General features: G+C 71.0%; 21 protein-coding genes. 6 read left to right on the top strand and 15 right to left on the bottom strand.

Annotated features, from left to right (window positions below):
* Window positions 1–8 precede the first annotated feature (8 nt).
* Window positions 9–155 carry a hypothetical protein gene (locus Vse01_RS18550; protein WP_170863566.1) on the bottom strand — a complete coding sequence of 49 codons (147 nt, stop codon included), beginning with the start codon at window positions 153–155 and terminating at the stop codon, window positions 9–11.
* Between the two features lie 278 nt (window positions 156–433).
* On the opposite strand from Vse01_RS18550, the gene Vse01_RS18555 reads away from it, so the two are divergent.
* Complete coding sequence (locus Vse01_RS18555) at window positions 434–1,672, top strand: serine hydrolase domain-containing protein (protein WP_232511397.1); 1,239 nt, start codon at window positions 434–436, stop codon at window positions 1,670–1,672.
* Between the two features lie 174 nt (window positions 1,673–1,846).
* Window positions 1,847–3,043 carry an NAD(P)/FAD-dependent oxidoreductase gene (locus Vse01_RS18560; protein WP_093408819.1) on the top strand — a complete coding sequence of 399 codons (1,197 nt, stop codon included), beginning with the start codon at window positions 1,847–1,849 and terminating at the stop codon, window positions 3,041–3,043.
* A gap of 22 nt (window positions 3,044–3,065) precedes the next feature.
* On the opposite strand, the gene Vse01_RS18565 is transcribed toward Vse01_RS18560, so the two are convergent.
* The 11 genes from Vse01_RS18565 to adhE form a co-directional block, all read right to left on the bottom strand.
* The gene (locus Vse01_RS18565) at window positions 3,066–3,641 is read right to left on the bottom strand and encodes a GNAT family N-acetyltransferase (protein WP_204019255.1); all 576 of its coding nucleotides are present in this window, start codon (window positions 3,639–3,641) and stop codon (window positions 3,066–3,068) included.
* On the bottom strand, window positions 3,638–6,028 hold the full coding sequence (locus Vse01_RS18570; protein ID WP_093408822.1) for an ABC transporter ATP-binding protein/permease: 2,391 nt from the start codon (window positions 6,026–6,028) through the stop codon (window positions 3,638–3,640). Before Vse01_RS18570 ends, Vse01_RS18565 begins: the two co-directional genes overlap by 4 nt.
* Window positions 6,025–6,969 (bottom strand): ABC transporter permease, encoded by a 945-nt coding sequence (locus tag Vse01_RS18580; RefSeq protein WP_198413234.1) that lies wholly within the window; start codon window positions 6,967–6,969, stop codon window positions 6,025–6,027. The genes Vse01_RS18570 and Vse01_RS18580 overlap by 4 nt, the downstream gene beginning before the upstream one ends.
* Window positions 6,966–8,531, bottom strand: coding sequence for an ABC transporter substrate-binding protein (locus Vse01_RS18585; protein ID WP_093408827.1), 1,566 nt, complete (start codon window positions 8,529–8,531; stop codon window positions 6,966–6,968). The genes Vse01_RS18580 and Vse01_RS18585 overlap by 4 nt, the downstream gene beginning before the upstream one ends.
* Before the next feature lie 30 nt (window positions 8,532–8,561).
* Window positions 8,562–9,365, bottom strand: coding sequence for a class I SAM-dependent methyltransferase (locus Vse01_RS18590; protein WP_093409067.1), 804 nt, complete (start codon window positions 9,363–9,365; stop codon window positions 8,562–8,564).
* Window positions 9,362–10,612, bottom strand: coding sequence for an MFS transporter (locus Vse01_RS18595; protein ID WP_093408830.1), 1,251 nt, complete (start codon window positions 10,610–10,612; stop codon window positions 9,362–9,364). Before Vse01_RS18595 ends, Vse01_RS18590 begins: the two co-directional genes overlap by 4 nt.
* Window positions 10,609–11,631, bottom strand: a complete 1,023-nt coding sequence (locus Vse01_RS18600; RefSeq protein WP_093409070.1) for an enolase C-terminal domain-like protein — start codon at window positions 11,629–11,631, stop codon at window positions 10,609–10,611. The genes Vse01_RS18595 and Vse01_RS18600 overlap by 4 nt, the downstream gene beginning before the upstream one ends.
* Window positions 11,628–12,704 (bottom strand): PLP-dependent cysteine synthase family protein, encoded by a 1,077-nt coding sequence (locus Vse01_RS18605; protein WP_093408832.1) that lies wholly within the window; start codon window positions 12,702–12,704, stop codon window positions 11,628–11,630. Before Vse01_RS18605 ends, Vse01_RS18600 begins: the two co-directional genes overlap by 4 nt.
* On the bottom strand, window positions 12,698–13,546 hold the full coding sequence (locus Vse01_RS18610; RefSeq protein WP_232511389.1) for a Rossmann-like domain-containing protein: 849 nt from the start codon (window positions 13,544–13,546) through the stop codon (window positions 12,698–12,700). Before Vse01_RS18610 ends, Vse01_RS18605 begins: the two co-directional genes overlap by 7 nt.
* Window positions 13,543–14,817, bottom strand: coding sequence for an ATP-grasp domain-containing protein (locus Vse01_RS18615; RefSeq protein WP_093408835.1), 1,275 nt, complete (start codon window positions 14,815–14,817; stop codon window positions 13,543–13,545). The genes Vse01_RS18610 and Vse01_RS18615 overlap by 4 nt, the downstream gene beginning before the upstream one ends.
* Window positions 14,818–14,939: 122 nt before the next feature.
* On the bottom strand, window positions 14,940–17,600 hold the full coding sequence (adhE, locus tag Vse01_RS18620; protein WP_093408838.1) for a bifunctional acetaldehyde-CoA/alcohol dehydrogenase: 2,661 nt from the start codon (window positions 17,598–17,600) through the stop codon (window positions 14,940–14,942).
* A 170-nt stretch (window positions 17,601–17,770) separates the two neighbouring features.
* On the opposite strand from adhE, the gene pflB reads away from it, so the two are divergent.
* Window positions 17,771–20,050 carry a formate C-acetyltransferase gene (gene pflB / locus Vse01_RS18625; protein WP_093408841.1) on the top strand — a complete coding sequence of 760 codons (2,280 nt, stop codon included), beginning with the start codon at window positions 17,771–17,773 and terminating at the stop codon, window positions 20,048–20,050.
* Window positions 20,050–20,829 (top strand): pyruvate formate-lyase-activating protein, encoded by a 780-nt coding sequence (gene pflA / locus Vse01_RS18630; RefSeq protein WP_093408843.1) that lies wholly within the window; start codon window positions 20,050–20,052, stop codon window positions 20,827–20,829. The genes pflB and pflA overlap by 1 nt, the downstream gene beginning before the upstream one ends.
* Before the next feature lie 55 nt (window positions 20,830–20,884).
* Here pflA and Vse01_RS18635 read toward each other — a convergent pair whose 3' ends face one another.
* The 3 genes from Vse01_RS18635 to Vse01_RS18645 are packed head-to-tail and all read right to left on the bottom strand — an operon-like array spanning window position 20,885 to window position 24,208.
* Window positions 20,885–21,550 carry an ArsR/SmtB family transcription factor gene (locus tag Vse01_RS18635; RefSeq protein WP_093408846.1) on the bottom strand — a complete coding sequence of 222 codons (666 nt, stop codon included), beginning with the start codon at window positions 21,548–21,550 and terminating at the stop codon, window positions 20,885–20,887.
* On the bottom strand, window positions 21,543–22,850 hold the full coding sequence (locus tag Vse01_RS18640; RefSeq protein ID WP_093408848.1) for an MFS transporter: 1,308 nt from the start codon (window positions 22,848–22,850) through the stop codon (window positions 21,543–21,545). Before Vse01_RS18640 ends, Vse01_RS18635 begins: the two co-directional genes overlap by 8 nt.
* Window positions 22,847–24,208 carry an MBL fold metallo-hydrolase gene (locus tag Vse01_RS18645; RefSeq protein ID WP_093408851.1) on the bottom strand — a complete coding sequence of 454 codons (1,362 nt, stop codon included), beginning with the start codon at window positions 24,206–24,208 and terminating at the stop codon, window positions 22,847–22,849. The genes Vse01_RS18640 and Vse01_RS18645 overlap by 4 nt, the downstream gene beginning before the upstream one ends.
* Window positions 24,209–24,360: 152 nt before the next feature.
* Between Vse01_RS18645 and Vse01_RS18650 the strand changes: the two genes are divergently transcribed.
* A complete protein-coding gene (locus tag Vse01_RS18650; protein ID WP_093408853.1) occupies window positions 24,361–25,035 on the top strand; it encodes a GntR family transcriptional regulator in 675 nt (224 codons plus the stop codon).
* A 51-nt stretch (window positions 25,036–25,086) separates the two neighbouring features.
* The gene (locus Vse01_RS18655) at window positions 25,087–25,572 is read left to right on the top strand and encodes a MarR family winged helix-turn-helix transcriptional regulator (RefSeq protein WP_170863567.1); all 486 of its coding nucleotides are present in this window, start codon (window positions 25,087–25,089) and stop codon (window positions 25,570–25,572) included.
* The last annotated feature ends 3 nt before the right edge of the window (window positions 25,573–25,575 follow it).

A 25,575-nucleotide genomic window follows, 5' to 3' on the forward strand; every position in this document is an offset into this window, starting at 1 on the left:
GGTTCTTCCTAACCGGTGATCGCCGGCCAGGCGTAGGCCAGCAGGGCGCACGCCGCGCCGAGCAGCGCGAGCGAGACGCCCCGGGTAGGCAGGGGCAACGCGGCGAGCACGAGCAGGATGACCGCGACGACATAGAGGAACGCCTGCACCGACATGACCGTCTCCTTCGGGGGTTGGCTGACGAGCGGACGCTCTCTACCCCCGTCGCCGCAGTCGCCAAACCCCGCCTGCCTGGCATGACGACGGCACGACGCACCCCGAGAGTTGCCGCTCGAACCGGAAAGTCGAACATCGACAGCCCGGCCGTGCGTCGATCGGTTGACTCTCCTTCGTACCGCAGCGGGAGCCGGATCTCCCGCCTGAGCAGGATGTGACCAGGGTCGGACCCGGTGAGCATGTCTGTATGTCACGTACATTTCGGACACTGAAGATCGTGGCGTCCAGCGTGGCGCTGGCAACCGCGATCGCTGTCGTACCCGCATCCGCCGCAGCGCAGCCGCGTCCGCCAGCCGGGCCAACCGCCGGCGGGCTGGACCGCGCCGAACTGCGCAACGCACTCGCCGCGGTACCCGAAGCCGGCGCCCCAGGCGTCCTGGTCGCCGTGCGCGATGGCCGGCGCGACTGGCGTGACGCCGCCGGCCAGGCGTTCCTGACCAGACCTCGGCCGATGCAGCCGCACCTGCGGCACCGGATCGGCAGCATCACCAAGACCTTCGTCGCCACCACCGTGCTCCAACTCGTCGACGAGGACCGGTTGGGCCTCGACGACCCGATCGGACAGTGGCTGCCCGACGTCGTGCCGGGTGAGCTCGGCGACCAGGTCACCGTCCGGATGCTGCTGAACCACACCAGCGGCATCGGCAACTACACCAACGCCATGCTCGACTCGTACGCGGCGATCAACCAGATGCAGGTCACCACGTACGCTCCGGCGGACCTGGTCACCATCGGCCTGGCCATGCCGCCGACAAACGCACCCGGCGCCCGGTTCAGCTACTCGAACACCAACTACGTCCTGGCCGGCCTGCTGATCGAGAAGATCACCGGCAAGGATGCGGCAGCCGAGGTGCAGCGGCGCATCCTGCGTCCGCTGAAGCTCACCGGCACATCCTTCCCCGGCGTCGACCCGAGGATCCGCGGCCCGCACAGTGGTGCCTACTTCGCCCCGTTCGGCGTACGCGACCTCAGCGATTTCAACATGAGCTGGGCATGGACGGCCGGCGAGATGATCGCCACCACGGCAGACCTGAACACCTTCTTCCGGGCGCTGCTCGGCGGTGACCTGCTCAGCCCGACCACCCTCGACGAGATGCTCACCGGGGTGCCGATGCTGCCGGAGCAACCCGAAGCCGGCAGCTACGGGCTCGGCATCTACTCACTGCCCACGCCGTGCGGCGAGTTCTGGGGCCATGACGGCGCGGTCATCGGTCACCTGACGTACTCGATGCACAGCCGCGACGGTGCCCGCCAGGTGTCCTCCGGGATCAACCTCAGCCACTACCAGATCGGCCTGCCCGATCCACACCCGATCGACATTGCCTGGTACACGTTGCTGCAAACCGCGATCTGCCCGACCGACGAGGCGAGTCGACGATCGGCAGTGACCGATCCGCTCCTGCCCAGCGTGACCCGGATGCCGGGCAATGACGACGCGGCGGTGGCGGTGCTCTGACCCGACTCCGCGGTGATCCCCTGACGGCCTGTCGATCCCGTCAGGGGATCACGCCGTTCCACCGCCGCCGACCAGTCGGGATGGCGGCGGCAGGAAGTGAGGTGAGCCACGCCAGTCACACCTGGGGCTCTGCCGGTGTCTCGGGGGTTGAACCGTCCGCGAAGGGAGTCAGACATGGCAGGGAACACCAGGGTGGTAGTGGTCGGCGGCGGATTCGCCGGCGTGATGGCGGCCAATCGCCTGATGCAGCGCGACGACGTCACCGTGACCGTGGTGAATCCGCGACCGGACTTCGTCATCCGGCTCCGGCTGCACCACGTGGTCGCCGGTGTCCACGGTGCGGTCGTGCCTTACCGGCAGGTGCTGGCCGAAGACGTGCGGCTGATCCAGGACACCGTCACCGCAATCGACGCGGCTCAGCGCAGTGTGACTCTGCTGGGGGCCGGCACACTCGGCTACGACTACCTTGTCTACGCGGCGGGCAGCGCGAGCGCCGAATCGCGCGTTCCCGGCGCGGCCGAGTTCGCCTACCCGATGGCCACCCTCGAGGCAGCGCAGCGGCTGCGCTCGATCCTCGACGACCAGGGCCCCGCGACTCCGGTGACGGTCGTGGGCGCCGGGCCGACCGGCATCGAGACCGCCGCCGAGTTGGCCGAGCGGGGGCACCGGGTCAGTCTGGTCTGCGGGGGTACGCTCGGCGCGTACCTGCACCCACGGGCCCGACGCGCCGCCGCCAGGTCGCTCACCAGGATCGGCGTGGACGTCCTGGCCGGTCCCGGCACCGAGGTCACCGAGGTCACGCGGGACGCCGTGCGGCTCGGTGACGGTCGTACGCTGCCGAGCACGATCACCATCTGGACCGCAGGCTTCGGGGTACCGGATCTGGCCACGCGCAGCGGGTTGCGGACCGACGCCCTCGGGCGCCTGATCACCGACGAGACGCTGACCAGCGTCGACGACGAACGCATCGTCGCGGCCGGAGACTCGGTGGCGCCGTCGGGCGTGCCGTACCGAATGAGCGCGTACACGGCGAGTTGCCTCGGCGCGCACGCCGCGGACACGGTGCTACGGCACATCGCGGGTACGCCCGCCGAGCCGGCGAGTGTCTTCTTCGGTGCCATGTGTGTCGGCTTGGGCACCCAGGCCGGCATCTACCAACTGGCGGGCCGGGACGACACCGCGAACAGGATGTACGTCGGCGGCCGCTTCGGCGCGAAACTGAAGGCTCTCACCTACCGGTTCGCCGTTGCCCACCTCACGAACGAGGCCCGCAAGCCCGGATCGCACCGGTGGCTCAGCAACAACAAGCGCCGCCAACTGGTGGAGGCGGAATCGGGCCCGGCACGGGCTGCCGCCGAACGCTCGGCGTAGCGCGACGAGGTCTGCCCGGTCGCTAACGGGGGCGGCCGGGCAACGCGATCTCGAAGTGGACGGTCTGGTAAATGTCGTCGCCGCCGTCACGCGGGTCGTGGATCGACGTGGCCAGGCTCCGCCAGAACGGCTCGGCACCATCGATGCGCGGATCCGTGTGCAGGTAGAGCGCCTGGTAGTGCGGTTGCCGGGTGACGAAGTCTATGGCGAGGCCGACGAGTGCCCGGGCGAGGCCGTAGCGTCGGTGTTCCGGCCGGACGTAGACCCGGAACAGCTGCGCGGTGGTCACGTCCGGGTAGCGCTGGGCGAGGAAACGCGGGTGTGGTGGGCTCTTGGGCCCACCGGCCCGCACCCCGGTGGTGCCGACGACCTCGTCGCCCTTGGTCGCGACGAACAGGGCGTGGTGCTGCGGCGTGAGGTAGGTGCCGTCGAGGTCGATGACGTCCCGGTGCCAGTCGGGCCGGTAGCCGTAGCCGAAGTCGCGGTAGAAGGTGTCGAGCATGACGCTTCGCGCTCCGTCGAGGTGCTGTTGGTCGGCCGGCTGGACGTCGTACGGGCCGACGTTGCGTCGGTACTGCTGCATGGTGCCTCCGGTCATGGGTTCGACGGTGCCGCGGCGGTCGCCGGGTGGATGTGCAGAAGCGCGCGGGTCAGCGGGTGGTGTGCGTGGTTGAGCAGAGCGTCGGCCGGTCCGCTGTCGACGACGGTTCCGTCGTCGAGAACGACGATGTGGTCGGCGAGGTGGGCCACGACGTCGCGGTCGTGGCTGATCATGACCACGGTCAGTCCGAGAGTGCGTCGCAGCTCGTCGAGAAGCGTGAGGATGCCGTGCCGGGTGACGCTGTCGAGTCCGGCGGTCGTCTCGTCGCAGATGAGGACGCGGGGCTCGCTGGCGAGGGCACGAGCGAGCGCCGCGCGGTGCAGTTCGCCGCCGGAGAGCCGGTCGGGACGTTGGATCACGGTGTGTTCGGCGAGACCCACCCGTTCGAGCAGGTGCAGGGCGGTGTGACGGGCCTGGTCCGGCGCGGCGTACCGCAGGCGTCGCGCGGGCCCGGCGATCTGGTCGAGGACCGGCCGGTAGGGGTTGAAGCTGGCACGGGCGTCCTGGAACACGTACTGGACCGCCCCGAGTTCGTGGGGCTGGCGCTGGTCGAGCTGTGCCGCGAGGCGGTGCTCGGCGAGGATCACCTGGCCGGTGCGGGCGGGGTGCAGGCCGGCGATGCAGCGGGCGAGCGTGGTCTTGCCACTGCCGGACCGGCCGACCACCGCCAGGCACTGCCCGGCGGAGACGGACAGGCTGACGTCGCGGAGCACGTCGCGGTGTCGACCGCCGTCGCGGTGGGCGGCGCTCAGGCCGGTGACGCGCAGCAGCGGCCGGTCCTCGCCGGCCACCGCCGGTGGCCCGGCCGGTGGCGTCGCGAGCAGTTGCCGGGTGTGTCGGTGCTGCGGCACGGCGAGCACCTCGGTGGCCGGGCCGGATTCGACGGCGGCACCTCGGTGCAGCACGAGGATCTGGTCGGCAACGGCTCGTACGAGGTGCAGGTCGTGGCTGAGCAGGATGACGGCGATACCGTCGCGGGCGAGTTTCGTCAGTTCCCGGGCGACGGCGTTGCGGGTGATCGCGTCCTGGCCGGTGGTGGGTTCGTCGGCGATGAGCAGCACGGCGTGGGCCAGCAGGGCGTGGGCGATGACGAGACGTTGTTGCTGACCGCCGGAAAGCTGGTGTGGGAAGCGGCGCAGGAACCGGCGATCGGTCGGCAGGCTGACGTGTTCGAGGGTCGCCGTCACCGCGCTCCGATGGGCGCTGCGGCTGTCTTCGGGTGCCTGGTGCCGGGCAATCTCATGGAGCACCGCGCCGATGCGGCGTACGGGGTTGAGTGCGGTGCCGGGTTGCTGGGGCACGTAGCCGACGGTGCCGGGCCGGGGCGGGCTGACGGTCGTGACCGGCTGGCCGGCCAGGGTGATGCTGCCGGTGAGAGTGACGCCGGGGGCTACCTCGCCGAGCAGGGCCCGGGCGGTGGTGGTCTTGCCGCTGCCGGATGCGCCGATCACGGCGAGGATCTCCCCGGCCGGCAGGCTGAACGAGACGCCGTCGACAAGCGTCCGGTCGACGGCCAGGGCCGTCAGCTCCCGCACCTGAAGGAGGGCGTTCTGCGCGTGCGGGCGGTCGCCGGTCGTGGCTGGTACGGGCGGTGGTGCGGGGCTGGGCACGGCAGGGGTGACCAGCATCCGGTCGGTGACCAGGTTGAGACCGACGGCCAGGCAGATGATCAGCGCGGCCGGCACGGCGACGGCCCAGGGTTGGAGGACCAGGCCGGTGCGATTGCGGTCCACCATGACGGCCCAGTCCGCGGCGTCGGGTGCCACGCCGATGCCCAGGAAACTCGCGGTGGCCACCAGGTAGATGGCGCCGATGAACCGGACCCCGGCGTCGGCCAGCAGGATCCGCCGGATGCCGGTACCGATGTAGCCGGGACCGCGCCGCCACCAGGTCTCCCGGTAGAGGCGCATCGCCTCCATGGCCGTCCCGTGGGCCAGCGGCAGCGCGGCGGCCCGGGTGATCCGGGCGATCTCCGGCAGCCCGATCAGCGCGACGATCCCGACCAGGGTGAGGGGCCCGGGCGGCGCGGTGGCGGCCAGCAGGATCAGCAGCAGCAGCGACGGCACCGCCAGCATCAGGTCGAGGGGGCGCATGAGCAGCTCGTCGACCCACCGGCGGCGGGTGGCGGCGGCCAGCAGCCCGACCGGCACACCGACGAGGTACGCCAGCAGCGTCGCGCAGACGGCCACCACGACGACGGACCGGCCGCCGAGCAGGACCTGCTGCCCCACGTCGCGGCCGACAAAGTCGGTGCCCAGCGGACCGTCGCCGGAGAACGGGAACGTGCGGTCGCCCGCCTCGCCGGCCAGCAGCGGGCCGAACACGGCCAGCGCGAGCGGCACCGCGAGCAGCAGTGCCCCGGTGAGGGTGCGCAGCCGCCTCATCGGACAGCCCCGATCCGGGGTGCGAGGCGGAACGCCACCAGGTCGGCGGCCAGGTTCACCACCACGGTGGTGACGGCTACCAGGACGCACAACGCCTGCACGGTCGGGATGTCCCGGGTGGACACGGCGTCGACCAGAGCGGTGCCGAGGCCGGGGATGACGAACACCGCCTCGACGACGATCACGCCGCCGAGCAGCCAGTCTGTGGTGCGGGCGAGTTGCTGCACCACGGGTGCCAACGCACCAGGCAGGGCGTGGCGAAGCCAGAGCCGGCTGCCGGTGATGCCGAGCCGTCGGGCATGGCGCACGTGCTCGCCGCGCAGGGCGTCGAGCATGCCGGCGCGGGTGAGCCGGCTGATGGTGCAGATCGGCCGAGCGAGCAGCACCAGCAGCGGCAGCACGAGCACGGACGGACGGGCGAGCAGGTCCGCGCCGAACGCGGTGGGCGGCAGCCAACCGAGTTGGACGCCGAAGACGGCGATGAGCAGGATCGCCAGGGCGAATTCGGGTACCGCGTACAGCGCGACCGACACCGCCGACACCATCCGGTCCAGTCGTCCCCCTTCCCGGCGGGCCGCCAGCATGCCCAACGCGATGGCAAGTGGTACCAGCACGAGGAGGGTCACCGCCGCCAACAGCAGAGTGGCCGCCGCGCTGTCGGCGAGGCGTTCGACGATCGGCCGCTGCGAGATCAGCGAGACGCCGAGGTCACCGCGGATCAGGTCGGTCAGCCAGTCGAGGTAGCGCTGCCAGGCCGGTCGGTCGAGGTCCAGTTGTGCCCGGATCGCGGCGATGCGGGCCGGGTCGGGCTGGTCGCCGGCGATCACCACGGCGGCGTCACCGGGCAACGCCTCGGTGAGCACGAACACGATTGTGGTGATCCCGGCGACCTGCCCGAGGCCGAGCAGCAGCCGACCGGCCGCGTAGCGGGGCAGACTCACCCCAGCCAGACCTTGTCGAAACGGGCCCAGTCGAGGGTGTTGGCCGGGGCGTCGGAGGAGACCCCGCCGACGCGAGGCGCGGTGGCGACGAGGAAGTCCGCGAAACCCCAGATCAGGAATCCGCCCTCGGCGTGCAGGGTGCGCTGCATGTCACCGTACGCCTGCCGGCGGGTCGCCTCATCGGCGCTGGAGATGGCCTTGGCGTAAAGGGCGTCGAACTCGGGGCGGGCCCATCTGGTGGCGTTGGTGGTGGAGTTGGTCAGCAGCCGCTGCGAGATGTGCGTTTCGATCGGCATGGCACCGGAGCGGTACGAGGCCAGCACACCGGAGTTGAGGATGTCCTTCCAGTAGGTGTCCTTGTTGCCCATCGCCGTTTCGATGACGAGCCCGGCCTGCTTGGCCTGTTCGGCGAAGACGCTGGCGGCCTCGACGAAACCGCTGGCCACCGACGCGGTGTCGAGCGGGATCCGCAGCCCCTTGGCGCCGGCCTTGTCGATGAGGAACCGGGACCGGTCGAGGTCGCGGGTGCGCTGGGCGATGTCGTCGGCGTAGTACTGGTAGCCCTTGCCGAACAGGTCGTTGCCGACCTGGCCGGAACCGGCCAGGACAGTGTCGACCAACTGTTGGCGGTCGGTGAGCAGGAACATGGCTTCGCGCAGGTCGCGGTTGTCGAACGGTGGCCGGTCGACCTTCATGGCGAACGACTGCATGGTGCTGTTCGGCATCCGGGTGACGGTCATCCGGCCGCCGTCGGAGTGGGTACGGGCGGTGGTGGGGGTGATGTCGTGCGCGTAGTCGACCTGGCCGGCGAGCAGGGCGTTGACTCGGGCCGACTCCTCGTTGCTGATCAGATACTCCAGCTCGTCGAGGTGCGCGGCGCCCTCCCAGTAGCCGTCGTACCGCTTGAGCAGCAGCGACCGGCCGGGTTGCCAGGAGTCGAAGGTGAACGGCCCGGAACCGACGGGCCGCTCGAAGCTGTCGGCGCCCTCGGGGACGATGTACGCGCCGAACGCGGCCAGGGCGTTGGGGAACTCCGCGAAGGGCTGCTTGAGGGCAAACTCCAGGGTGCGGTCGTCGACGGCCCGGCTGTTGGGCAGGTCGAGCAGGCCGAGGCTGGCCTTGGCGCGGAACGCCCGCTTCGGGTCGGTGATCCTGGTGTAGCTGTAGAGCACGTCGGCGGAGCGGACCGGCCTGCCGTCGTGGAAGGTGGCCTGGCGCAGGGTGATCCGCCAGCGGGTGAGGTCGCCGCTGGGCTCCCAGCGTTCGGCGAGGCGGGGCTGGATGGAGACGTCCGGGCCGTAGTCGGCGAGCTTGTCGAACATCGCCTTGGCGCGTGATGCCTCGTTGAACAGGTTCGCCAGGTGCGGGTCCAACGTCTCGTTGACACCACCGCCGGCGAACGCCACCCGCAGCCGGCCGCCGCGCTGGGGCTGCCCGGACGAGGTGGTGGCCGGGTCCTGACCCGGGCCACAGCCGGTGAGCAGGGCGGCGGAGACGGCGGCGGCGCCGCCGAGCAGGCCACGGCGAGATACTCGCGGCGCGGTGACGGGAGGGTGAATCATGGGGATGTCCTTTCGATACGCAGGTGCGAGTTACGCCGCCTCGTTGCGGCGGCGGGCGACCAGGTGCAGACGGTCGCCGGACAGGGCGTCAGACAGCGCGGCCGCCGGATGCCAGGGCGGGTCGGTCCGTGGCCCGGGGGTGTCGAACAGGGCCACCACGTCGAACCCGGCGGTGTCGAGCAGGTGCCGCAGTTCGGCGGGGAACAGCAGCCGCCACGCCGAGGTCTGTACCAGCGGTTGCGGGCAGTTCGGCCAGGTCCAGACGCGTTCACGGCGCAGCAGTTGCTCGCGGTGGTCGATCCACAGCCGCGTAGCGGAGGTGTACGTGACGTCGCGCCAGGTCACGCTGCGGGTGCGGGCACCGTCGAGGAGTTCGGTGCTGCCGAGGAAGAAGGCGCCGTTGCGCATTTCCGCCACCAGCAGCCCACCGGGCCGCAGGTGCCGGCGGCAGCGCTGCAGGAACGCGGTCAGGTCGGCGTTGTGGTGGCAGTACAGCAACGCGCTGTCCAGGCAGGTGATCACGTCGAAGTGGCCGGTCAGGTCGAAGGTGCGCAGGTCGGCGTGCACGAACCGGACTCCGGGATGGCGGCGCTGCGCGTAGGTCAACATCGGCACCGAAATGTCCAACCCGGTGGCGGTGTAACCGAGGGTGGCGAGGTGCCCGGCGTCGCGACCGGTGCCACAACCGACGTCGAGCAGCCGGGGCGCGGCGACGGCGCGGTCGGCGAATCGGCGTACGAGGTCGTGGACGAACCGGGCGGCGATGTGGCCCGGGTCGGGAAACTGTTGTTCGTACAGCTCCGGGTTGTCGGTGAGCAGGTTCTCTCCGCTCATGACACGCCCGCCGACGCCGCCGCCGGTGTCGCCGGTGCCGGGGTGAGCAGGCCGCCACGGCGCAGCAGCCACACCGCGCCTGCCGATGCCAGCCCGACACCGGCGGTGAGCAGCCACGCCGCCGCGGGCACACCGGCGCCTCCGGAGCCGCCCACCGCCGCGCCGACGGCGGTGGTGCAGCCGGCGGCGAGAATCCCGGACACCAGGTAGAACAGGCCGAAATAGGTGCCGGTCAGTCCCGGCCCGGCGAAGGTGGGGATCAGCTCCAGAACGAACGGCTGGGTGATCATCACCCCGACGGTGAGCAGAACGGCAGCGGCCAGTACGGGCAGCAGCCGCAGCGCCGGAGGCGCCGACTCCACCCGCAGCAGCGGCAGCAGGAAACCGGCTCCCATCACGGCCATGCCTGCGGTGATGCTCGTACCGCGGCTGACCCGGCGATGTAGCCAGCCGGTCAGGGGCAGTTGCAGGGTGAGCGTCACGACGGTGGAGACGACGAACAGCACCGCGACCGCGACCGGCTGCCCGGTGACGTGTTCCGCCTGCACCGGCAGGATCAGATACAGCTGGGTCTGCAATGCGAACATGCCGGCCAGCGCCACACTGAAGGCCAGGAACCGGCGGTCGGCGATGCCGGTGCGCCAGTCCTGCCAGACGGTGGCCGCGCTGGACGTCACCGGTTGGGCGGGCAGCCAGACCGCCTGCGCCACGGTGAGCGCGGCGAACACCGCCGCGGCGGTCAACGCGGCGACCCGGAAGTCGACAAGCAGCAGTGCCGAGCCCAGCAGTGGGCCGAGTAGCGCGCCCGCGCTGGCGAACACGTTGAACAACGCGAACGCCTCGGCGCGCCGGTCGGCGGCGGCCTGCGCCACATAGGTGCGCACCGCCGGGTTGAACAGCGCCCCGGCCAACCCGGACAGGATCGACGCGGCAAGCAGCAGCGGCAACGAGGTGCTGAGGGCGAACAGTCCGAAGCCGACGGCGCGCAGGGCGCAGCCGGCGATGATGACGCCGCGGGCACCGAGCCGGTCGGCGGCCGAGCCGCCCAGCAGGAACAGGCCCTGCTGGCTGAGGTTCCGCACGCCGAGCACGACGCCGATCACGGCGGCGGACAGGCCGACGTCGTCGGCCAGATAGCCGGCGAGGTAGGGCAGCAGCAGGTAGAAGCCGATGTTGACGCCGAGTTGGTTGACCACCAGCAGTCGGATCGGCAGCGGAAAGCTGCGCAGTGTGGCCCACGTGTTCATCGGGCCGCCCGCACGCCGAGACCGGGTTCGTCGGTCAGCCGCAGGACACCGTCGTGGCCGCCGATACCGGTCCACGGATCGTCGGCGAGCAGCAGATGCCCGTCCAGGTCGATCCAGCGGGCGTCGCCGGTGAGGTGCACCGCTGGTGCGATCCCCAGCGAGCTGGCCACCAGGCAGCCCAGCATCAGATCCATGCCGTACGCGCGGGCGGTGGCCGCGATCTGCTGTGCGGCGTGGATGCCGCCACACTTCGCGAGTTTGATGTTGATGCCGGCGACCGTGCCCGCGAGCGCGTCGAGGTGCGCCACCGTGGCGGCGTCCTCGTCGGCGATGACCGGCACCTCGGTGCGCGCGCTGATCCAGGCGAGCAGCTGCGGTGTTCCGGGCGCGATGGGTTGCTCGACGGCGTCGATGCGGTACGGGCGCATCGTGTCGAGCAGCCGCACGGTCTGCTCGGCTGTCCAGGCGCCGTTCGGGTCGAGCAGGAGCCGGGCCTGCGGCGCGGCAACGCGTACGGCGGCGATGCGGGCCAGGTCAGCGGCGTCGCCGCACTTGACCTTGACGAACTGGAAGCCGCGCCGCCCGAGCGCCCGAGCGGTGGTGGCCGCGTCCCCGGGGGCGACCAGGCCGATGGTGTGAGCCGTGGGCACCGGGGCGAAATCCGGCCGGCCGAGCCACCGATGCACCGGCATCCCGGCGCTCCGGCCCACCAGATCGTGGACGGCGGCGTCCAGGGCCGCCAGCACCCCGGCGGGCAGCTCAGCGGCGAGCGCGGGCAGGTCCGCCACCAGCGTCTCGGGTTCGCCGTAGCCGCGCACCCGGTCCCTGAGCCCGGCGAGCAGGTCGAGGATGGCGGCCAGGTCGAGGCTGTAGTAGACGCTCGTGACGACCTCGCCGTGGCCGGTGAAGCCGTCGTGGGACAGCTCGACCTGCACGGCGTCGCGGCCCGGCATCGTCGAGCGGGAGATCCGCAGCGGCTCGCGGAGCCGCAGCGGGTAGCTGCGCCAGCCGAGCCTCATGCCGGCACCGCCAGGCGGCGCAGCGGGTCGCGGACGGTCCGGCAGCGACTCCACCGGGTGACCTCGACGGCGTCCGGGTACGGAATCTCGATCGGGTGGCCCGGTGCGGGGGCGAACAGCCCGTGGGCGGCGCAGAACGCGTCGTCGAAGATCGAGTCGAGGTAGCGGTGCGGACCGTCCGGGAAGATCGTGACCACCCGCGCGCCGGGCTGCATGCGGCTGATCCACGCGGCGACCCGGGCCACGGCGCCGGTGCTCCAACCGCCGGTGACGAACGCCGAGCGTGCCAGCCGGCGGCAGGTGTCCACCGCCTCCACCGGGCCGATCCAGTGCACCTCGTCGAAGGCGGTGTAGTCGACATTGCGGGGGAAGATGCTGCTGCCCAGACCGCGCATCAGCCGTGGCCGCGCGGGCTGACCGAAGATCGTCGAGCCGACGGTGTCGACGCCGACGAGCCGCATCCGGGGCCAGTGCCGCCGCAACGCCCGGGCCAGGCCGGCGCTGTGCCCGCCGGTGCCGACGCTGCACACCAGCACGTCGACGGCCTCGACCTGCCCGGTCAGCTCGGCGGCGAGAGTGCGGTAACCGGCGGCGTTGTCCGGGTTGTGGTACTGATCAGGCCAGTAGGCGTCCGGGATGCGCGCCAGGATCTCGTGCAGTCGGTCCAGGCGGGCCTGCTGCCAACCGCCGACCGGGTGCGGCTGCTCGACCACCTCGACCACCGTCCCGTAGGCGGTCAGCAGCGCCCGCATCGGTCGTTCGATGTCGCGGTCCACCACGAGGATGACCGGGTGGCCCAGGGCCTGCCCGGCGAACGCCAGCCCGATCCCGAGGGTGCCGCTTGTGGACTCCACCACCGTGGCTCCCGGTCGAAGGTCACCGCGCTGCCGGGCGGCCTGGAGCATGGCCACGGCGGCGCGTGCTTTCATGCCGCCGGGGTTCAGATACTCCACCTTGGCGTGGAAGCCGCCGTGCGGGTGCGGCAGCGGGGTGTCGACGTACGCCACCGGGGAGCGCCCCAGCAGGTCCAGCAGGTGTGGTGCGCACGTTCCCGGCGCGGCGCCGGTCAGCATGGCGACCCGGCGGCGGCGCGGTAGCGGTAGACCGTCGTCGGCCCGCCGTCGAGCCAGAAGAACGGGTACGGTTCGGCGGACACGGCGCTGAGCCCGGCGCCGAGGAAGCACGGCAGGACGGCGCTGCCGGTCTGCGCGAAGGCCACCATCGGTTTGCCGGTGGCCCGGGCATGCCGCAGCAGTGGCTCGAAGGTGCCGTTGCCCAGCGTCATTCCGGACACCAGCAGAGCGTCACAGCGTTCCAGCAGCGCGTCGGCGTCCGGCAGACACGGCTCGTCCCACTCGGTGCTGCCGCCCGCCAGATCGCAGGGCAGGTAGCCGATGCCGCGGCGGCGCAGTTGGCCGAGCAGGGAGTTGACCACGCCGACCACCAGGACCTGCTGCCCCCGGGCCACCGGCAGCAGGTCCACCACCGCGGCGGCTCTGGCGGTCGACTTGGCCAGCGAGGTGCCGGCGGGGATGGTGACCGCGTCGTCGGCAGCGTGCGCGTGCGGACGGGCCGCGGCGAGGTAGGCGTCCAGGGCCGCGACGCGGATCGCCGGCACCGGGTGGGTGAGCAGTTCCGCGACGCTGCGACCCACGCAGTCGTACGCGACGTCGTCGGTCAGTTCAGCCGGCTCCGTCGAGCAGGAACCGACGGTGGCGCCCACCCGCAGACTCAGTACGTGGTTGCGGTAGCTGCGGCCGCGTCCGGCGTGCCGGGCACCCTGCCGGGTGGTGAACGCGACGCTGACCTGCTCGGTGGCCGGATCGGGACCGAATCGGGCCGCGTTGACGGCGTCGATCAGGTCCGTCACCGACATGAACGGCTCACCGGTCTCCACCGGCGTCGGTGTCGTCACGCCAGCGCCCCGGCCAGCTCGTCGGCGTACCGCACACGCAGGCCGGCGATGAGTTCCTCGGCGCGAGCGCGGGCGCCGAGGCCGGTGGTGTCCACAGTCATGACATGGCCGAGGTAGGTGTTGTTGCTCACCGCGTCGCCGGTGCGGTGCCCAACGGGTTTCACCGCCCAGTCGACGACGTCGGGCGCTGCGGCCACCGTGGCCGAGCCGTCGATCCCGGCGACGGTCCCGGCGCGGGGCGGCAACAGAAACGAGATGGCCGCGCTGCGCACGCCCGTGTCGGTCACTGTGACGTCCGGTTGTTCACCGAGGGCGAGCTGCGCGTACACCATGGGCAGATCCACCCCGGTCGCCCGCCGCACCAACTCGGTGATCTGGTTGCCCGCCGGGCGTGGGTTGATCTCCACCACCCGCGGCCCGGCGGCCGTCAGCCGCAGCTCGGTGTGCGCCACTCCTCGGTCGAACCCGACCGCGGCGAGGGCGGCGACCGCCGTGTCGCCCACCGCGGTGACCGTCGCGGCGTCGAGGGCGGCGGGGAACATGTGCCCCGTCTCGACGAACCACGGCTCGCCGGCCAGGCTCTTGTCCGTCACGCCGAGCACCGTCGTCGTGCCGTCGATGGTGACGGTCTCGACGCTGACCTCCGGCCCGACCAGCACCTCTTCCAGCAGCACCTGTGGTGCGCGCTGCTGGCCACGGGCGTTGACCGGGAACGCGTCGAGGGCGTCGAAGGCCTCGCGCAGTTCGGTCCGGTCGGCCACCAGCCGGACGAACATTCCGGCGCACAGGTCGACCGGCTTGATCACCAGCGGGAAGCCCAGCGTACGCGCGGCGGCCTCGGCACCCGGCCAGTCCTCGGTGATCGCGAAACCCGGGCCGGGCAGGCCGGCCGCCTGCATCCGTTGCCGCGCCAGGTCCTTGCGGCAGGCGTACTCGACGGCTTGCGGCCGGGCACCCGGCAGACCCAGGTGTGCGGCCAGCCGGGCGACGGTGCCGAGGTAGTAGTCGCAGGAGGTGACGACACCGTCGAAGCGCAGTACCTCGTGCAGCCGCTGGACCTGGGGCAGCAGCAGGTCCGGGTCGTTGGTCTCGGCGGTGATCACATTGTCCGCGGTGAGCAGCGGGTGCACCCCGTCGCCGCTGCCCCGGCCCAGGTAGTGGTGCAGGTTCCTGGTCAGGAAGGTGAACCGATGTCCGGCTTCCCGGATCGCCCGGGGCAGCAGGGTGCTCATCGCACCGACCCAGCTCTCGACCACCAGCACATGTCCCACCGCGCACTCCCGATGTTCAGGGGATCCCCGACCACCAGACGATAACGGTTGTCATTTGCGATGGCTAGCCGGGGTCTCCTCGGTCACCACCGCGAACCCACCCGCCGCGACCGGCGCCGTGGTCACGTGCCGTGGTACGCGGCTCGCATCAGCTCCTGCATGTCGTCGAGCATGGGCATCCTCGGGTTGGCCGGAGCGCACTGGTCCTCGTACGCGTTGAGTGCCTGTTGCGGCAACGCGGCGAGGAAAGCCTCCTCGTCGACACCGACAGCCTGGAAGGACGGCTCGATGCCGACGGCGTCGCGCAGCCGCTCCACCGCGGCGGCGTACGACTCGACCCCCTCCTGCGCGGTGGCCGCCGGCAGGCCCAGCATCCGGGCGATGTCCTGGAACCGCTCCGGCGCCCGGTAGTCCTCGTACCTGGGCCATCCGGTCAGCTTGGTCGGTGTGGTGCCGTTGTAGCGGATGACGTGCGGCATCAGGATCGCGTTGGTGCGTCCGTGCGCCACGTGGAAGGTGGCACCCAGGGTGTGCGACATGGCGTGCACGATGCCCAGGAAGGCGCTGCCGAAGGCCATGCCGGCGATGGTTCCCGCGTTGTGCATCTTCTCCCGGGCCTCGGCGTCGGCCGCGCCGTTGCGCACCGCGCGCTCCAGGTAGGTGAAGATCAGCTTGATGGCCTGCAACGCGAGACCGTCGGTGAAGTCGTTGGCGTAGACGGAGACGTACGACTCGGTCGCGTGGGTCAGCGCGTCGAAGCCGCTGTCCGCCGTGATGGTGGGCGGCAGGTCGGCGGCGAGCACCGGGTCGACGATGGCCACGCTCGGCGTCAGGGCGTAGTCGGCGAGGGGAAACTTCTTGCCGGTGGCGGTGTCGGTGATGACCGCGAACGGCGTCACCTCGGCGCCCGTGCCGGAGGTGGTGGGGATGCAGACCAGGCGGGCCCGCTCCCCCAGCGTCGGGAACTTGAAGGCCCGTTTGCGGATGTCGAAGAACTTCTCCCGCATGTCGGCGAAGACCACCTCCGGGTGCTCGTAGCGCAGCCACATCACCTTGGCGGCGTCCATCGCCGAGCCGCCGCCCAACGCGACGATCGTGTCGGGTCGGAAGGACCGCATCAGCTCCGCGCCCCGGTCGACCGTGCCGACGCTCGGCTCCGGTTCGACATCGTCGATGATCTGCAACGCCACCCGCTCGGGCCGCCGCTGCAGGACGGTGATCAGTCGGTCGACGTACCCCAGCCGGGTCATGGTGTGGTCGGTGACCACCGTGACCCGGTGCACGTCGGGCAGGTCGGCCAGGTAGCGGATCGCGTTCGGCTCGAAGTAGATCTTCGGTGGAACCTTGAACCACTGCAGGTTGTTGGTCCGACGGCCGATCCGCTTGACGTTGAGCAGGTCGACCGCGGTGACGTTGTTCGACACCGAGTTTCGTCCGTAGCTGCCGCAGCCCAGCGTCAACGACGGCAGGAACGCGTTGTACATGTCGCCGATGCCGCCCTGCGACGCGGGAGCGTTCCAGATGATGCGCACCGCCTTGACCCGCCGCCCGTACTCCTCCACGAGGTGCGCGTCCTCGGTGTGGATGACCGCGCTGTGCCCGAGGCCGTTCAGCTCGACCATCTGCTCGGCGTGCCGGATGCCGTCCTCGGTGGACTCGGCGCGCAGCACCGCCAGGACGGGGCAGAGCTTCTCCCGGGTGAGTGGTTCGGCCGGGCCGACCCGGTCCACCTCCACCAGGATCACCGACGTGTCGGCCGGCACCGTCAGGCCGGCGCGCTCGGCGATCCACACCGCGCTCTGGCCGACGACCTCCGGGTTGAGCCGCGCACCCGCGCAATCGGTGCCACCGGCGGCGGCCCCGAAGATCAGCTCCTCGATCCGGCGCTTCTCGTCGGGAGCGGCAACATAGGCGTGCAGTCGCTGGAACTCGGCCATCACCGCCGGATACACCTCGGCATCGATGATCACCGCCTGCTCGGAGGCGCAGATCATGCCGTTGTCGAACGACTTCGAAAGCACGATGTCATGCACCGCCCGGCGCAGCTTCGCACCGCGATGGACGTACGCCGGCACGTTGCCGGCACCCACGCCAAGGGCCGGCTTTCCGGACGAGTACGCCGCCCGCACCATCCCGTTGCCACCGGTGGCCAGGATCGTGGCGACCCCGGGGTGCTTCATCAGCGCGCCGGTGGCCTCCACGGAAGGCTGCTCGATCCACTGGATGCAGTGCTCGGGTGCGCCCGCCGCGACGGCGGCGTCCCGGACCACCCGGGCCGCCTCGACACTGCACCGCTGGGCGGCCGGATGAAAGGCGAAGATCATCGGGTTGCGGGTCTTCAGCCCGAGCAGCGCCTTGAAGATGGTCGTCGACGTGGGATTGGTGACCGGAGTGACGGCGCAGACCACGCCGACCGGCTCGGCGATCTCGACGATGCCGTTGATCTCGTCACGGGAGATGACCCCGACCGTCTTCAGGGCCGCCATGTGATTGGTGACGTGCTCACACGCGAAGATGTTCTTGACCGCCTTGTCCTCGAAAACGCCCCGGCCGGTCTCGGTCACCGCCATCCGAGCCAGCTCGGCGTGCCGGCTCAGCGCCGCCACAGAGGCCTTCGCCACGATCCGGTCGACGCGCTCCTGGTCGAACGCGGCGTAGTCGTCAAGCGCCTTGAGTCCATTGCCGACCAAGGTGTCGATGGCGGTCCCGGGCGTGCTGGCCGCCCCGCGCTGCGGCGGCGGGGCCGAGGTTGGCAGGAGGCTCGTCGCGGTGGCGGCGGTCATGCGGATCACTCCGATCGTCGATGCCGGTCACGTCGTCCGGTCACACCCTGATCGTCGCCGCCGCACCGGGGCCCACGCCGGTGTCCAGCGGCCCGGACCGCCCGGGCCTTTCGCCCCTGACCGCCCGGCCACCCCCGCGAGAGGCTCGAAGAGAGCTTCCAGGAGGAGACATGGCCCAGCAGCACAGCCCGGCGGCCCGGTCCGAGCAGCGCCCGACGGCGCGGCCCGACCCGTGGCGCGGCTTCCACGGCGACGCCTGGCGCGACACCGTCGACGTCGCCGCGTTCGTCCGCGACAACGTCACCCCGTACCACGGGGACGCCCGGTTCCTCGCCGGCCCGACCGCTCGCACCACACAACTGTGGGACCGACTGCGTGACCTGTTCATCGCCGAACGGGAGCGCGGGATCTACGACGTGGACCCGCACACCCCCGCCACGATCACCTCGCACGCGCCCGGCTGGATCGACCGGGATCACGAGCTGATCGTCGGGCTGCAGACCGACGCGCCGCTGCGCCGGGCGATCATGCCCAACGGTGGGCTCCGGATGGTGGAGAACGGGCTCGCCGCGTACGGCTTCGAGCTGGACCCGCAGGTGCGCCGCGTCTTCACCGCGTACCGCAAGACCCACAACGCCGGGGTCTTCGACGCCTACCCCGCCGACGTGCTGGCGGCGCGGCGCTCGCACATCGTCACCGGACTGCCCGACGCCTACGGTCGCGGCCGGATCATCGGCGACTACCGGCGGGTCGCGCTCTACGGCGTCGACCGCCTCGTCGCCGAACGCCAGGCGATCAAGGCGTCCCTCGACGACCGTCCCTGCTCCGAGGACGTCATCCGCGACCGTGAGGAGCTGGCCGAGCAGATCCGCGCCCTCGGCGAACTCAAGGAGATGGCCGCCGGTTACGGCTGCGACATCAGCGCACCCGCCGCCACCGGCCGCGAGGCGGTCCAGTGGCTCTACTTCGCCTACCTGGCCGCCACCAAGGAACAGAACGGCGCCGCCATGTCGCTGGGTCGCACGTCGACCTTCATCGACGTGTACCTGGACCGCGACCTCGCCGAGGGCCGGCTCACCGAGTCCGCCGCCCAGGAGCTGATCGACGACTTCGTGATCAAGCTGCGGATCATCCGCTTCCTGCGTACGCCCGAGTACGACGAGCTGTTCTCCGGCGACCCCACCTGGGTCACCGAGGCCATCGGTGGGGTCGGCACGGACGGTAGGCCGCTGGTGACCCGCACCAGCTTCCGGTACCTGCAGACGCTGTACAACCTCGGTCCGGCACCCGAGCCGAACCTGACCGTCCTCTGGTCGGCCGACCTGCCCACCGGTTTCAAACGCTTCTGCGCGCAGGTGTCGCTGGACACCAGCGCCATCCAGTACGAGAACGACGACCTGATCCGGCCGGTGTACTCCGACGACACCGCGATCGCCTGCTGCGTGTCGGCGATGCGCGTCGGCAAGGACATGCAGTACTTCGGCGCCCGCGCCAATCTCGCCAAGGCCCTGCTCTACGCGATCAACGGCGGTCGGGACGAGATCAGCGGCGAGCAGGTCGCGCCCGCCACGCCGCCCGTCACCGACGACGTGCTGGACTACGACACCGTCCTGGCCGCGTTCGACCGGACCCTCGACTGGCTCGCCCGCACCTACGTACGCGCGCTCAACGTCATCCACTACATGCACGACAAGTACGCCTACGAGCGGCTGGAGATGGCGCTGCACGACCACCCGGTGCACCGCTTCCTCGCCACCGGCATCGCCGGGCTCTCCGTCGCCGTGGACAGCCTGTCGGCGATCCGGCACGCCCAGGTCAAGGTGCTGCGCGACGACACCGGCCTGGTCACCGACTACACCGTCGACGGCGACTATCCGGCGTTCGGCAACAACGACGACCGGGCCGACGCCATCGCCGTCGACCTGGTGCAGCGCTTCATGGACAAGGTACGGGCGCAGCCGACGTACCGGGGTGCCGAGCCGAGCCTGTCGGTGCTCACCATCACCTCGAACGTGGTCTACGGCAAACACACCGGCAACACCCCGGACGGTCGTCGAGCCGGCGAGCCGTTCGCGCCCGGCGCGAACCCGATGAACGGCCGGGACACGCACGGCCTCGTCGCGGCGGCGCTGTCAGTGGCGAAGCTGCCCTACGCCAGCGCCCGCGACGGCATCTCGCTCACCACCACTGTCACCCCGGACGGGCTCGGCCGCACCCGCGACGAGCAGGTCGACAATCTCGTGGGAGTGCTCGACGGTTACGCCGACGCGGGCGGCTTCCACCTCAACGTCAACGTCCTCGACCGGGCCACCCTCGAAGACGCCATGGCGCACCCGGAGCGGTACCCGCAGCTCACCATCCGGGTCTCCGGGTACGCGGTGAACTTCGTCCGGTTGACCCGCGAGCAGCAGCGCGACGTCATCTCCCGCACCTTCCACGGCCGGCTGTGATGACGCCGCAGGTCTGGCCGTCGCGCCCGCACCTCGTGCCCGCGGGTGCGGTGGTCGGGTCCGTCCACTCCTTCGACATCTCGACCGGAGTGGACGGGCCCGGTACCCGCTTCGTCGCATTCCTCGCCGGCTGCCCCTTGCGCTGCCGCTTCTGCCACAGCCCCGACACCTGGTACCAGCGCAGCGGACGGGCCATGACCGTCGACGACCTGGTCACCGAGATCCGGCGGTACGAACGTTTCATCAAGGTGGCCGGTGGTGGCGTCACGCTCAGCGGCGGTGAGCCACTGCAACAGGCGCGGTTCACCGCGGCCGTGCTGCGCCGGTGCAGGGAGCTGGGTCTGCACACCGCCCTGGACACCAGCGGTTTCCTGGGCGACCGCGCCACCCCGGAGTTGCTCGACGCGACCGACCTGGTGCTGTTGGACATCAAGAGCTGGGATCCGGCGACCTACCGCCGGGTCACCCGGACCGGTACGGTCGCGCCGACGCTGCGCTTCGCCCGCCGCCTCGCCGAGCGGGGCACCCCGATCTGGATCCGCTTCGTCCTGGTGCCCGGCCTCACCGACGACCCGGCCAACGTGGCCGGCGTCGCCGACTTCGTCGCCACGCTGCCCACCGTGCAGCGGGTGGAGGTGCTGCCGTTCCACCGGCTCGGCGCGCACAAGTACCGCGAGTTGGGGCTGCCGTTTGCCTGTGCCGACACCGAGCCACCCACGCCCGAACTGCTCGACCGGGTCCGCGCCCAGTTCACCGACCGGGGTTTGCTGGCCCTGTGACCACTCCTTCGAGAAGGGGAGGATCCGATGTACGTCCTGGTCGTCGAGTTCGCGCTCAGGCGGCCCTGAACTGGACGGGCAGGCCGGCCACTCGCCATTCCAGGATGCCGTCGGTGGCGCACCGTGCCTGCCGGCCGTGGGCGCTGAGGAGCCGGACCGCGTCGTGAGCGAGGGCGCAGTAGGCACCGCGACAGTAGGCGATGACCTCCCGGTCTTCGGGCAGTTCGGCGAGCCTGTCCTCGAGTTCGTCAAGTGGTATGGATACCGCGCCGGGCAGATGCCCGGCGGCGTACTCCGGTGCCGGTCGCACGTCGAGGACGACGACGTCGCCGGCTTCGGCCCGGCGGAGCAGCTCGGCCAGATCGATTTGTTCGGTGTCGTCGGGACCAAGGTAGGCGCGGCGGGCCTGCTCGGTGTGCGGTCGGTGCCGCTGCGCCACGCTGCGGAGGTTCGCGAACAGGGCGGCGACGTCGTCGCCGGCCAGGGAGTACCAGATCCGGGTGCCGTCGCGGCGGGTGGCGACGAGCCCGGCTGCGAGGAGACGTTGCAGGTGCGCCGAGCAGGTGGACAGCCCGAGGTCGGCGGCGTTGGCGAGGTCCTCGACGCTGCGCGGGCCCTGGGCGAGCAGGTCGAGCAGTTCCAGGCGCTTCGGGCTGCCGAGGGCTTTGCCGACGGCGGCGAACTCGGCGAACAGCGCGTCCTTGGCGGCTCGGTCACCCATTGGTGCCTCCCTGGGGTGCTGACGAGGCCGGGATCCGGCGTCGGTGGGTCTCGTACATTCTGGCGGCGACGACCAGCCCGGACGCGGCGGTGAGGGCGGCGACGGTCCAAATCGCCGCCCGGATTCCGAAGGCGTCGGCGACGACACCGGCGAGCAGGGCGCCTACCGCGAAGCCGCCGTCGCGCCAGAGCCGGTAGACGCCGACGGAGCGGGCCCGCCACGCCGGGTGGGCGACGTCACCGATGGACGCCAGCAGCGTCGGGTAGACCATCGCGGTGCCGGCGCCGAGCAGGACCGCCGCGACCGCCCACCAGGTGAAGGCGTCGGCGAGGGCGATCAGCGCCAGGCCGAGGGCCTGGGCCCACATGCCGGCAGCGATCAACCACTTGCGCCCCCACCGGTCCGACAGCGCGCCGGTGAACAGTTGCCCGAGGCCCCAGACCGCCGGGTAGAGCGCCGCCAGGATGCCGATGCGTCCGACGGACAGACCTGCGGCGGCGAACAGCACGGGAAACAGCCCCCACGCGAGACCGTCGTTGAGGTTGTTCACCAGACCGGCCTGGCTGGCCGACGACAGCGCGGGCTCGCGGAAGCTGGTCTGGGTGAACACCTGCCGGTTGCTCAGCTCCGGATGCAGGTGATCGTGGCGGCCGTCGGCACGGGCTACGTGGTTCGCTGCCTCCAGGCGGGCGTGCCCGCGGGTTTCCCGCACCAGGAGCGTCGACAGACCCAGCCCGAGCGCCGCGTACGCGATCCCGAGCAGGAACGGTGCCGGGCGCAGCCCGTACGCCTCGGCTAGGTACCCGGTAGCGAGCGCGGTCGCGGCGACGGCCAGGTAGCCGGCGGCCTCGTTGAACCCCATCGCGAACCCACGCCGGGCCGGCCCGACCAGGTCGATCTTCATGATCACTGTGGTGGACCAGGTGAGCCCCTGGCTGACGCCGAGCAGCACGTTGGCGGCGACGACCCACCCCCAGGTCGGTGCCCAGATCAGCAGCAGCGGTACCGGGACGGCGATCAGCCAGCCCGCGACCAGCACCGGCTTGCGGCCGTAGCGGTCCGACCAGGTGCCGGCGAAGTAGTTCGTCGCGGCCTTGGCCAGGCCGAACGCCAGGATATAGGTCAGTGCGACGGTGTACGCCTGCTGACCGAACCCGGACTCCGCCAGCAGCGGCAGCACCGTCCGCTCCTGGCCGAGCATCCCGCCGACAAGGGCATTGACCGCGACGAGCAGGGAAAACTGGGCTGCGTTCTGCCGCAGGCCCAGGGCGATCGGGCGTTGAGTCGCGCGCAGACTCATGCTCCCACCTCCAGCTTCGCGCCAGTCGCGGTGGACCAGTCCGACGGGCCGCCGGCGAGCACGGCGAGATCGGTGCGGTCGGCCCGGGCGAGCAGGCTGGCGGCCGTCATAGCCCGTTCTCCGTGGCCGCACATCAACACGGTGCGGCCGACTGGCGCTGCCCCGGCACGAGCGGCAAGGCCGCCGAGTTCGATGTGCCGGGCGCCCGGGACATGACCGGTGGTGTACTCGCTGATCTGCCGAACGTCCAGGATGGAGGCGTCGGCCAGCGCCGCGCCGTCGACCAGCGGAATCGACCTGAGCTGCCCACCGGCCGCGGTCCAGGTGGCCATGCCCCCGGTGAACTCACCAGCGAGCCGGTCGTAGCCGATCTTCAATGCCTGCCAGATCACCTCGTCCCGGTCCTGGTCGGCGTTGCGAACCACGACCAAGGGGCGGTCGGGGTCGACGAGCCATCCCAGCCACGTGGCGAACACCCCGCGCAGCGGAATGGACAGCGAGCCGGGGATGTGTCCGGCGGCGAAGTCGGCAACCGGCCGGACGTCGACAACCTCGGCGTCGGCCTCGCGCAGGCGCCGAACGTCCTCGACCCTCAGGTCGGGCAGGACGGCTGCGCTCCCGACCAGCGCCGGCCCGAGACGGTTCAGCTCCGGCAGTCGCAGGAAGTACGGCGGGAACGTGCCCAGCGAACCCAGCAGCGCCGTCACGAACGCGTCCTCGGACTCGGCGCGCAACAGCGCGTTCGTCGCCCTCTGAGCCCCGATGGTCGAGGTCCGTTCCGCGCTGGGCGGTGCCGAGCAGAACGACCCCGCGCCATGTGTCGGCCACACCGCCACCGCGTCGCCAAGCGTCGCGAGACGGCGCAGCGACCGGTACTGGGCCCGGGCCAGTTCCTCGGTGCGCTCCGGCGCCACCAGGTCGGTACGCGCGGCAGCTCCGACCAGCAGCGATCCCCCGGTGAACACCCCGACGGTCCACGGGCCGTCCAGCACCTCGAAGGCGATGTGCTCGTGCGTGTGCCCCGGGGTCGCCAGGACCCGAAGGGTCAACCCACCCAGGTCCACCTCGTCCCCGTCGGCCAGCGCGACGTGTCCGAACTCGCGCTGGCCCGCCGCCGAGGCCAGCACCCGCGCACCGTCGCTGGCCGCCAGGTCACGGGCACCGGACAGGAAATCCGCGTGCAGATGCGTGTCAGCGGCGTAAGCGATCCGCAGGCCACGACGCTCGGCGACCGCCCGCAGCGTCCGCAGGTCACGGCTCGCGTCCACCGCCAGCGCCCGACCATCACCAAGATCCAGCAGATACGCCGTGTTCCCCAGACCCTCGTCGACCAGCGGAACCACATTCACCTCAGCCATCACATCCTCCTCGCCTGGCCGCCCACGTCGGCAAACCACACCTTAAATACAGTATTCCAACGAATATTGGAGAAGGGCAAGAGCCGACGTCCTCAATCCATCGCGAGGCGAGCCTGGTTGACAGCTGGCACATCCGGTGTGCAACATATTGCATGCCTGTTCCACGGGGGCCGGGACTCGCTCCCAGGTCACTTCTCCGCGACGAGGCCTACCGGGCGATCCGCGACGCCATCGTCGGCGGCACGCTGGCCCCCGGTGAACGCCTCAACGACAACGACCTGGTCGAGTGGCTCGGCGTGAGCCGCACCCCGGTCCGGGAGGCCCTGGCCCGCCTGGAGCAGGCAGGTCTGGTGCAGACCAGACCCGGCCGATACACGATGGTCAGCCCGCTGGACGTCCGCGCCGCCCGAAACGCCCAGTCGGTCACGGCCGCCATGCACGAACTGGCCGTCCGCGAGGCGCTGCCCAACCTCTCCGCCGACGAGATCGACGTCATGCGCGCGGCCAACGCCCGGTTCGCCGAGGCGCTGCGGCATGACGACGTGGACGCGGCCATCGCCGCCGACGACGACTTCCACGCAGTTGCCGTCCAGGCCAGCGCCAACCAGGCCCTACGCGACGTGCTCGAACAGTTCACCCCGGTGCTGCGTCGCCTGGAGCGACTGCGTTTCTCCTCTCTCAGCGGCCGAGAGTCGGTCGCTCAGCACGAGCTGATCATCGCGCGGTGCGAGGCCGGAGATGTCGCAGGTGCGGCGGAGGCCACCCGCGCCAACTGGGAGACCCTCGCTCCCCTGCTCGACACCGACGCCCCCGAGTCAACCGGCTGAGCTGGGACGTCCCCCACTCGGGCAGGTCGGGCCGGGACGTACGCTTGCGGCATGGCTGAGGAACCTCGGTGGTTGACCGACCACGAGCGCGACGCCTGGCTTGCCCTGGCCAAACTCATGTTCAACCTGCCGAGCGCCCTCGACGCCCAGCTCCTGCGCGACAACCACCTCACGCTGTTCGACTACTTCGTGCTCAGCGGCCTGTCCATGGCACCCGCACGCACCCTGCGGCTCAGTGATCTGGCCAGCCAGATCAGCTGCTCGCTGTCCCGACTGTCGAACGTCGTGAAGCGGCTCGAACAGCGGGGACTGCTGCGCCGCGCACCCGACCCGGAGAGCCCCCGCTACACCGTGGCCACGCTCACCGAGGACGGGTGGGATCTTGTGGTCGCCGCAGCTCCCGGACACGTCGCCGCCGTCCGTCACTACGTCATCGACGGCCTCACCGCGAGTCAGATCGACGTCCTGCGCGAGGTCGCCTGCCACGTGACGCGGCAGATCGCCGAGACCCCGGAGACCGCTGCGCGCCCCCGTTGACAC

Source organism: Micromonospora sediminimaris, from assembly GCF_016863575.1.
In the GTDB taxonomy this organism is placed as follows: domain Bacteria; phylum Actinomycetota; class Actinomycetes; order Mycobacteriales; family Micromonosporaceae; genus Micromonospora; species Micromonospora sediminimaris.

Excerpts from the sequence above, each read along its gene's own strand:
- Vse01_RS18550 (WP_170863566.1), bottom strand. The coding sequence starts at position 155 with ATGTCGGTGCAGGCGTTCCTCTATGTCGTCGCGGTCATCCTGCTCGTG.
- Vse01_RS18560 (WP_093408819.1), top strand. The coding sequence starts at position 1,847 with ATGGCAGGGAACACCAGGGTGGTAGTGGTCGGCGGCGGATTCGCCGGC.
- Vse01_RS18565 (WP_204019255.1), bottom strand. The coding sequence starts at position 3,641 with ATGACCGGAGGCACCATGCAGCAGTACCGACGCAACGTCGGCCCGTAC.
- Vse01_RS18570 (WP_093408822.1), bottom strand. The coding sequence starts at position 6,028 with ATGAGGCGGCTGCGCACCCTCACCGGGGCACTGCTGCTCGCGGTGCCG.
- Vse01_RS18585 (WP_093408827.1), bottom strand. The coding sequence starts at position 8,531 with ATGATTCACCCTCCCGTCACCGCGCCGCGAGTATCTCGCCGTGGCCTG.
- Vse01_RS18590 (WP_093409067.1), bottom strand. The coding sequence starts at position 9,365 with ATGAGCGGAGAGAACCTGCTCACCGACAACCCGGAGCTGTACGAACAA.
- Vse01_RS18595 (WP_093408830.1), bottom strand. The coding sequence starts at position 10,612 with ATGAACACGTGGGCCACACTGCGCAGCTTTCCGCTGCCGATCCGACTG.
- Vse01_RS18600 (WP_093409070.1), bottom strand. The coding sequence starts at position 11,631 with ATGAGGCTCGGCTGGCGCAGCTACCCGCTGCGGCTCCGCGAGCCGCTG.
- Vse01_RS18605 (WP_093408832.1), bottom strand. The coding sequence starts at position 12,704 with ATGCTGACCGGCGCCGCGCCGGGAACGTGCGCACCACACCTGCTGGAC.
- adhE (WP_093408838.1), bottom strand. The coding sequence starts at position 17,600 with ATGACCGCCGCCACCGCGACGAGCCTCCTGCCAACCTCGGCCCCGCCG.
- pflB (WP_093408841.1), top strand. The coding sequence starts at position 17,771 with ATGGCCCAGCAGCACAGCCCGGCGGCCCGGTCCGAGCAGCGCCCGACG.
- pflA (WP_093408843.1), top strand. The coding sequence starts at position 20,050 with ATGACGCCGCAGGTCTGGCCGTCGCGCCCGCACCTCGTGCCCGCGGGT.
- Vse01_RS18635 (WP_093408846.1), bottom strand. The coding sequence starts at position 21,550 with ATGGGTGACCGAGCCGCCAAGGACGCGCTGTTCGCCGAGTTCGCCGCC.
- Vse01_RS18640 (WP_093408848.1), bottom strand. The coding sequence starts at position 22,850 with ATGAGTCTGCGCGCGACTCAACGCCCGATCGCCCTGGGCCTGCGGCAG.
- Vse01_RS18645 (WP_093408851.1), bottom strand. The coding sequence starts at position 24,208 with ATGGCTGAGGTGAATGTGGTTCCGCTGGTCGACGAGGGTCTGGGGAAC.
- Vse01_RS18650 (WP_093408853.1), top strand. The coding sequence starts at position 24,361 with ATGCCTGTTCCACGGGGGCCGGGACTCGCTCCCAGGTCACTTCTCCGC.
- Vse01_RS18655 (WP_170863567.1), top strand. The coding sequence starts at position 25,087 with ATGGCTGAGGAACCTCGGTGGTTGACCGACCACGAGCGCGACGCCTGG.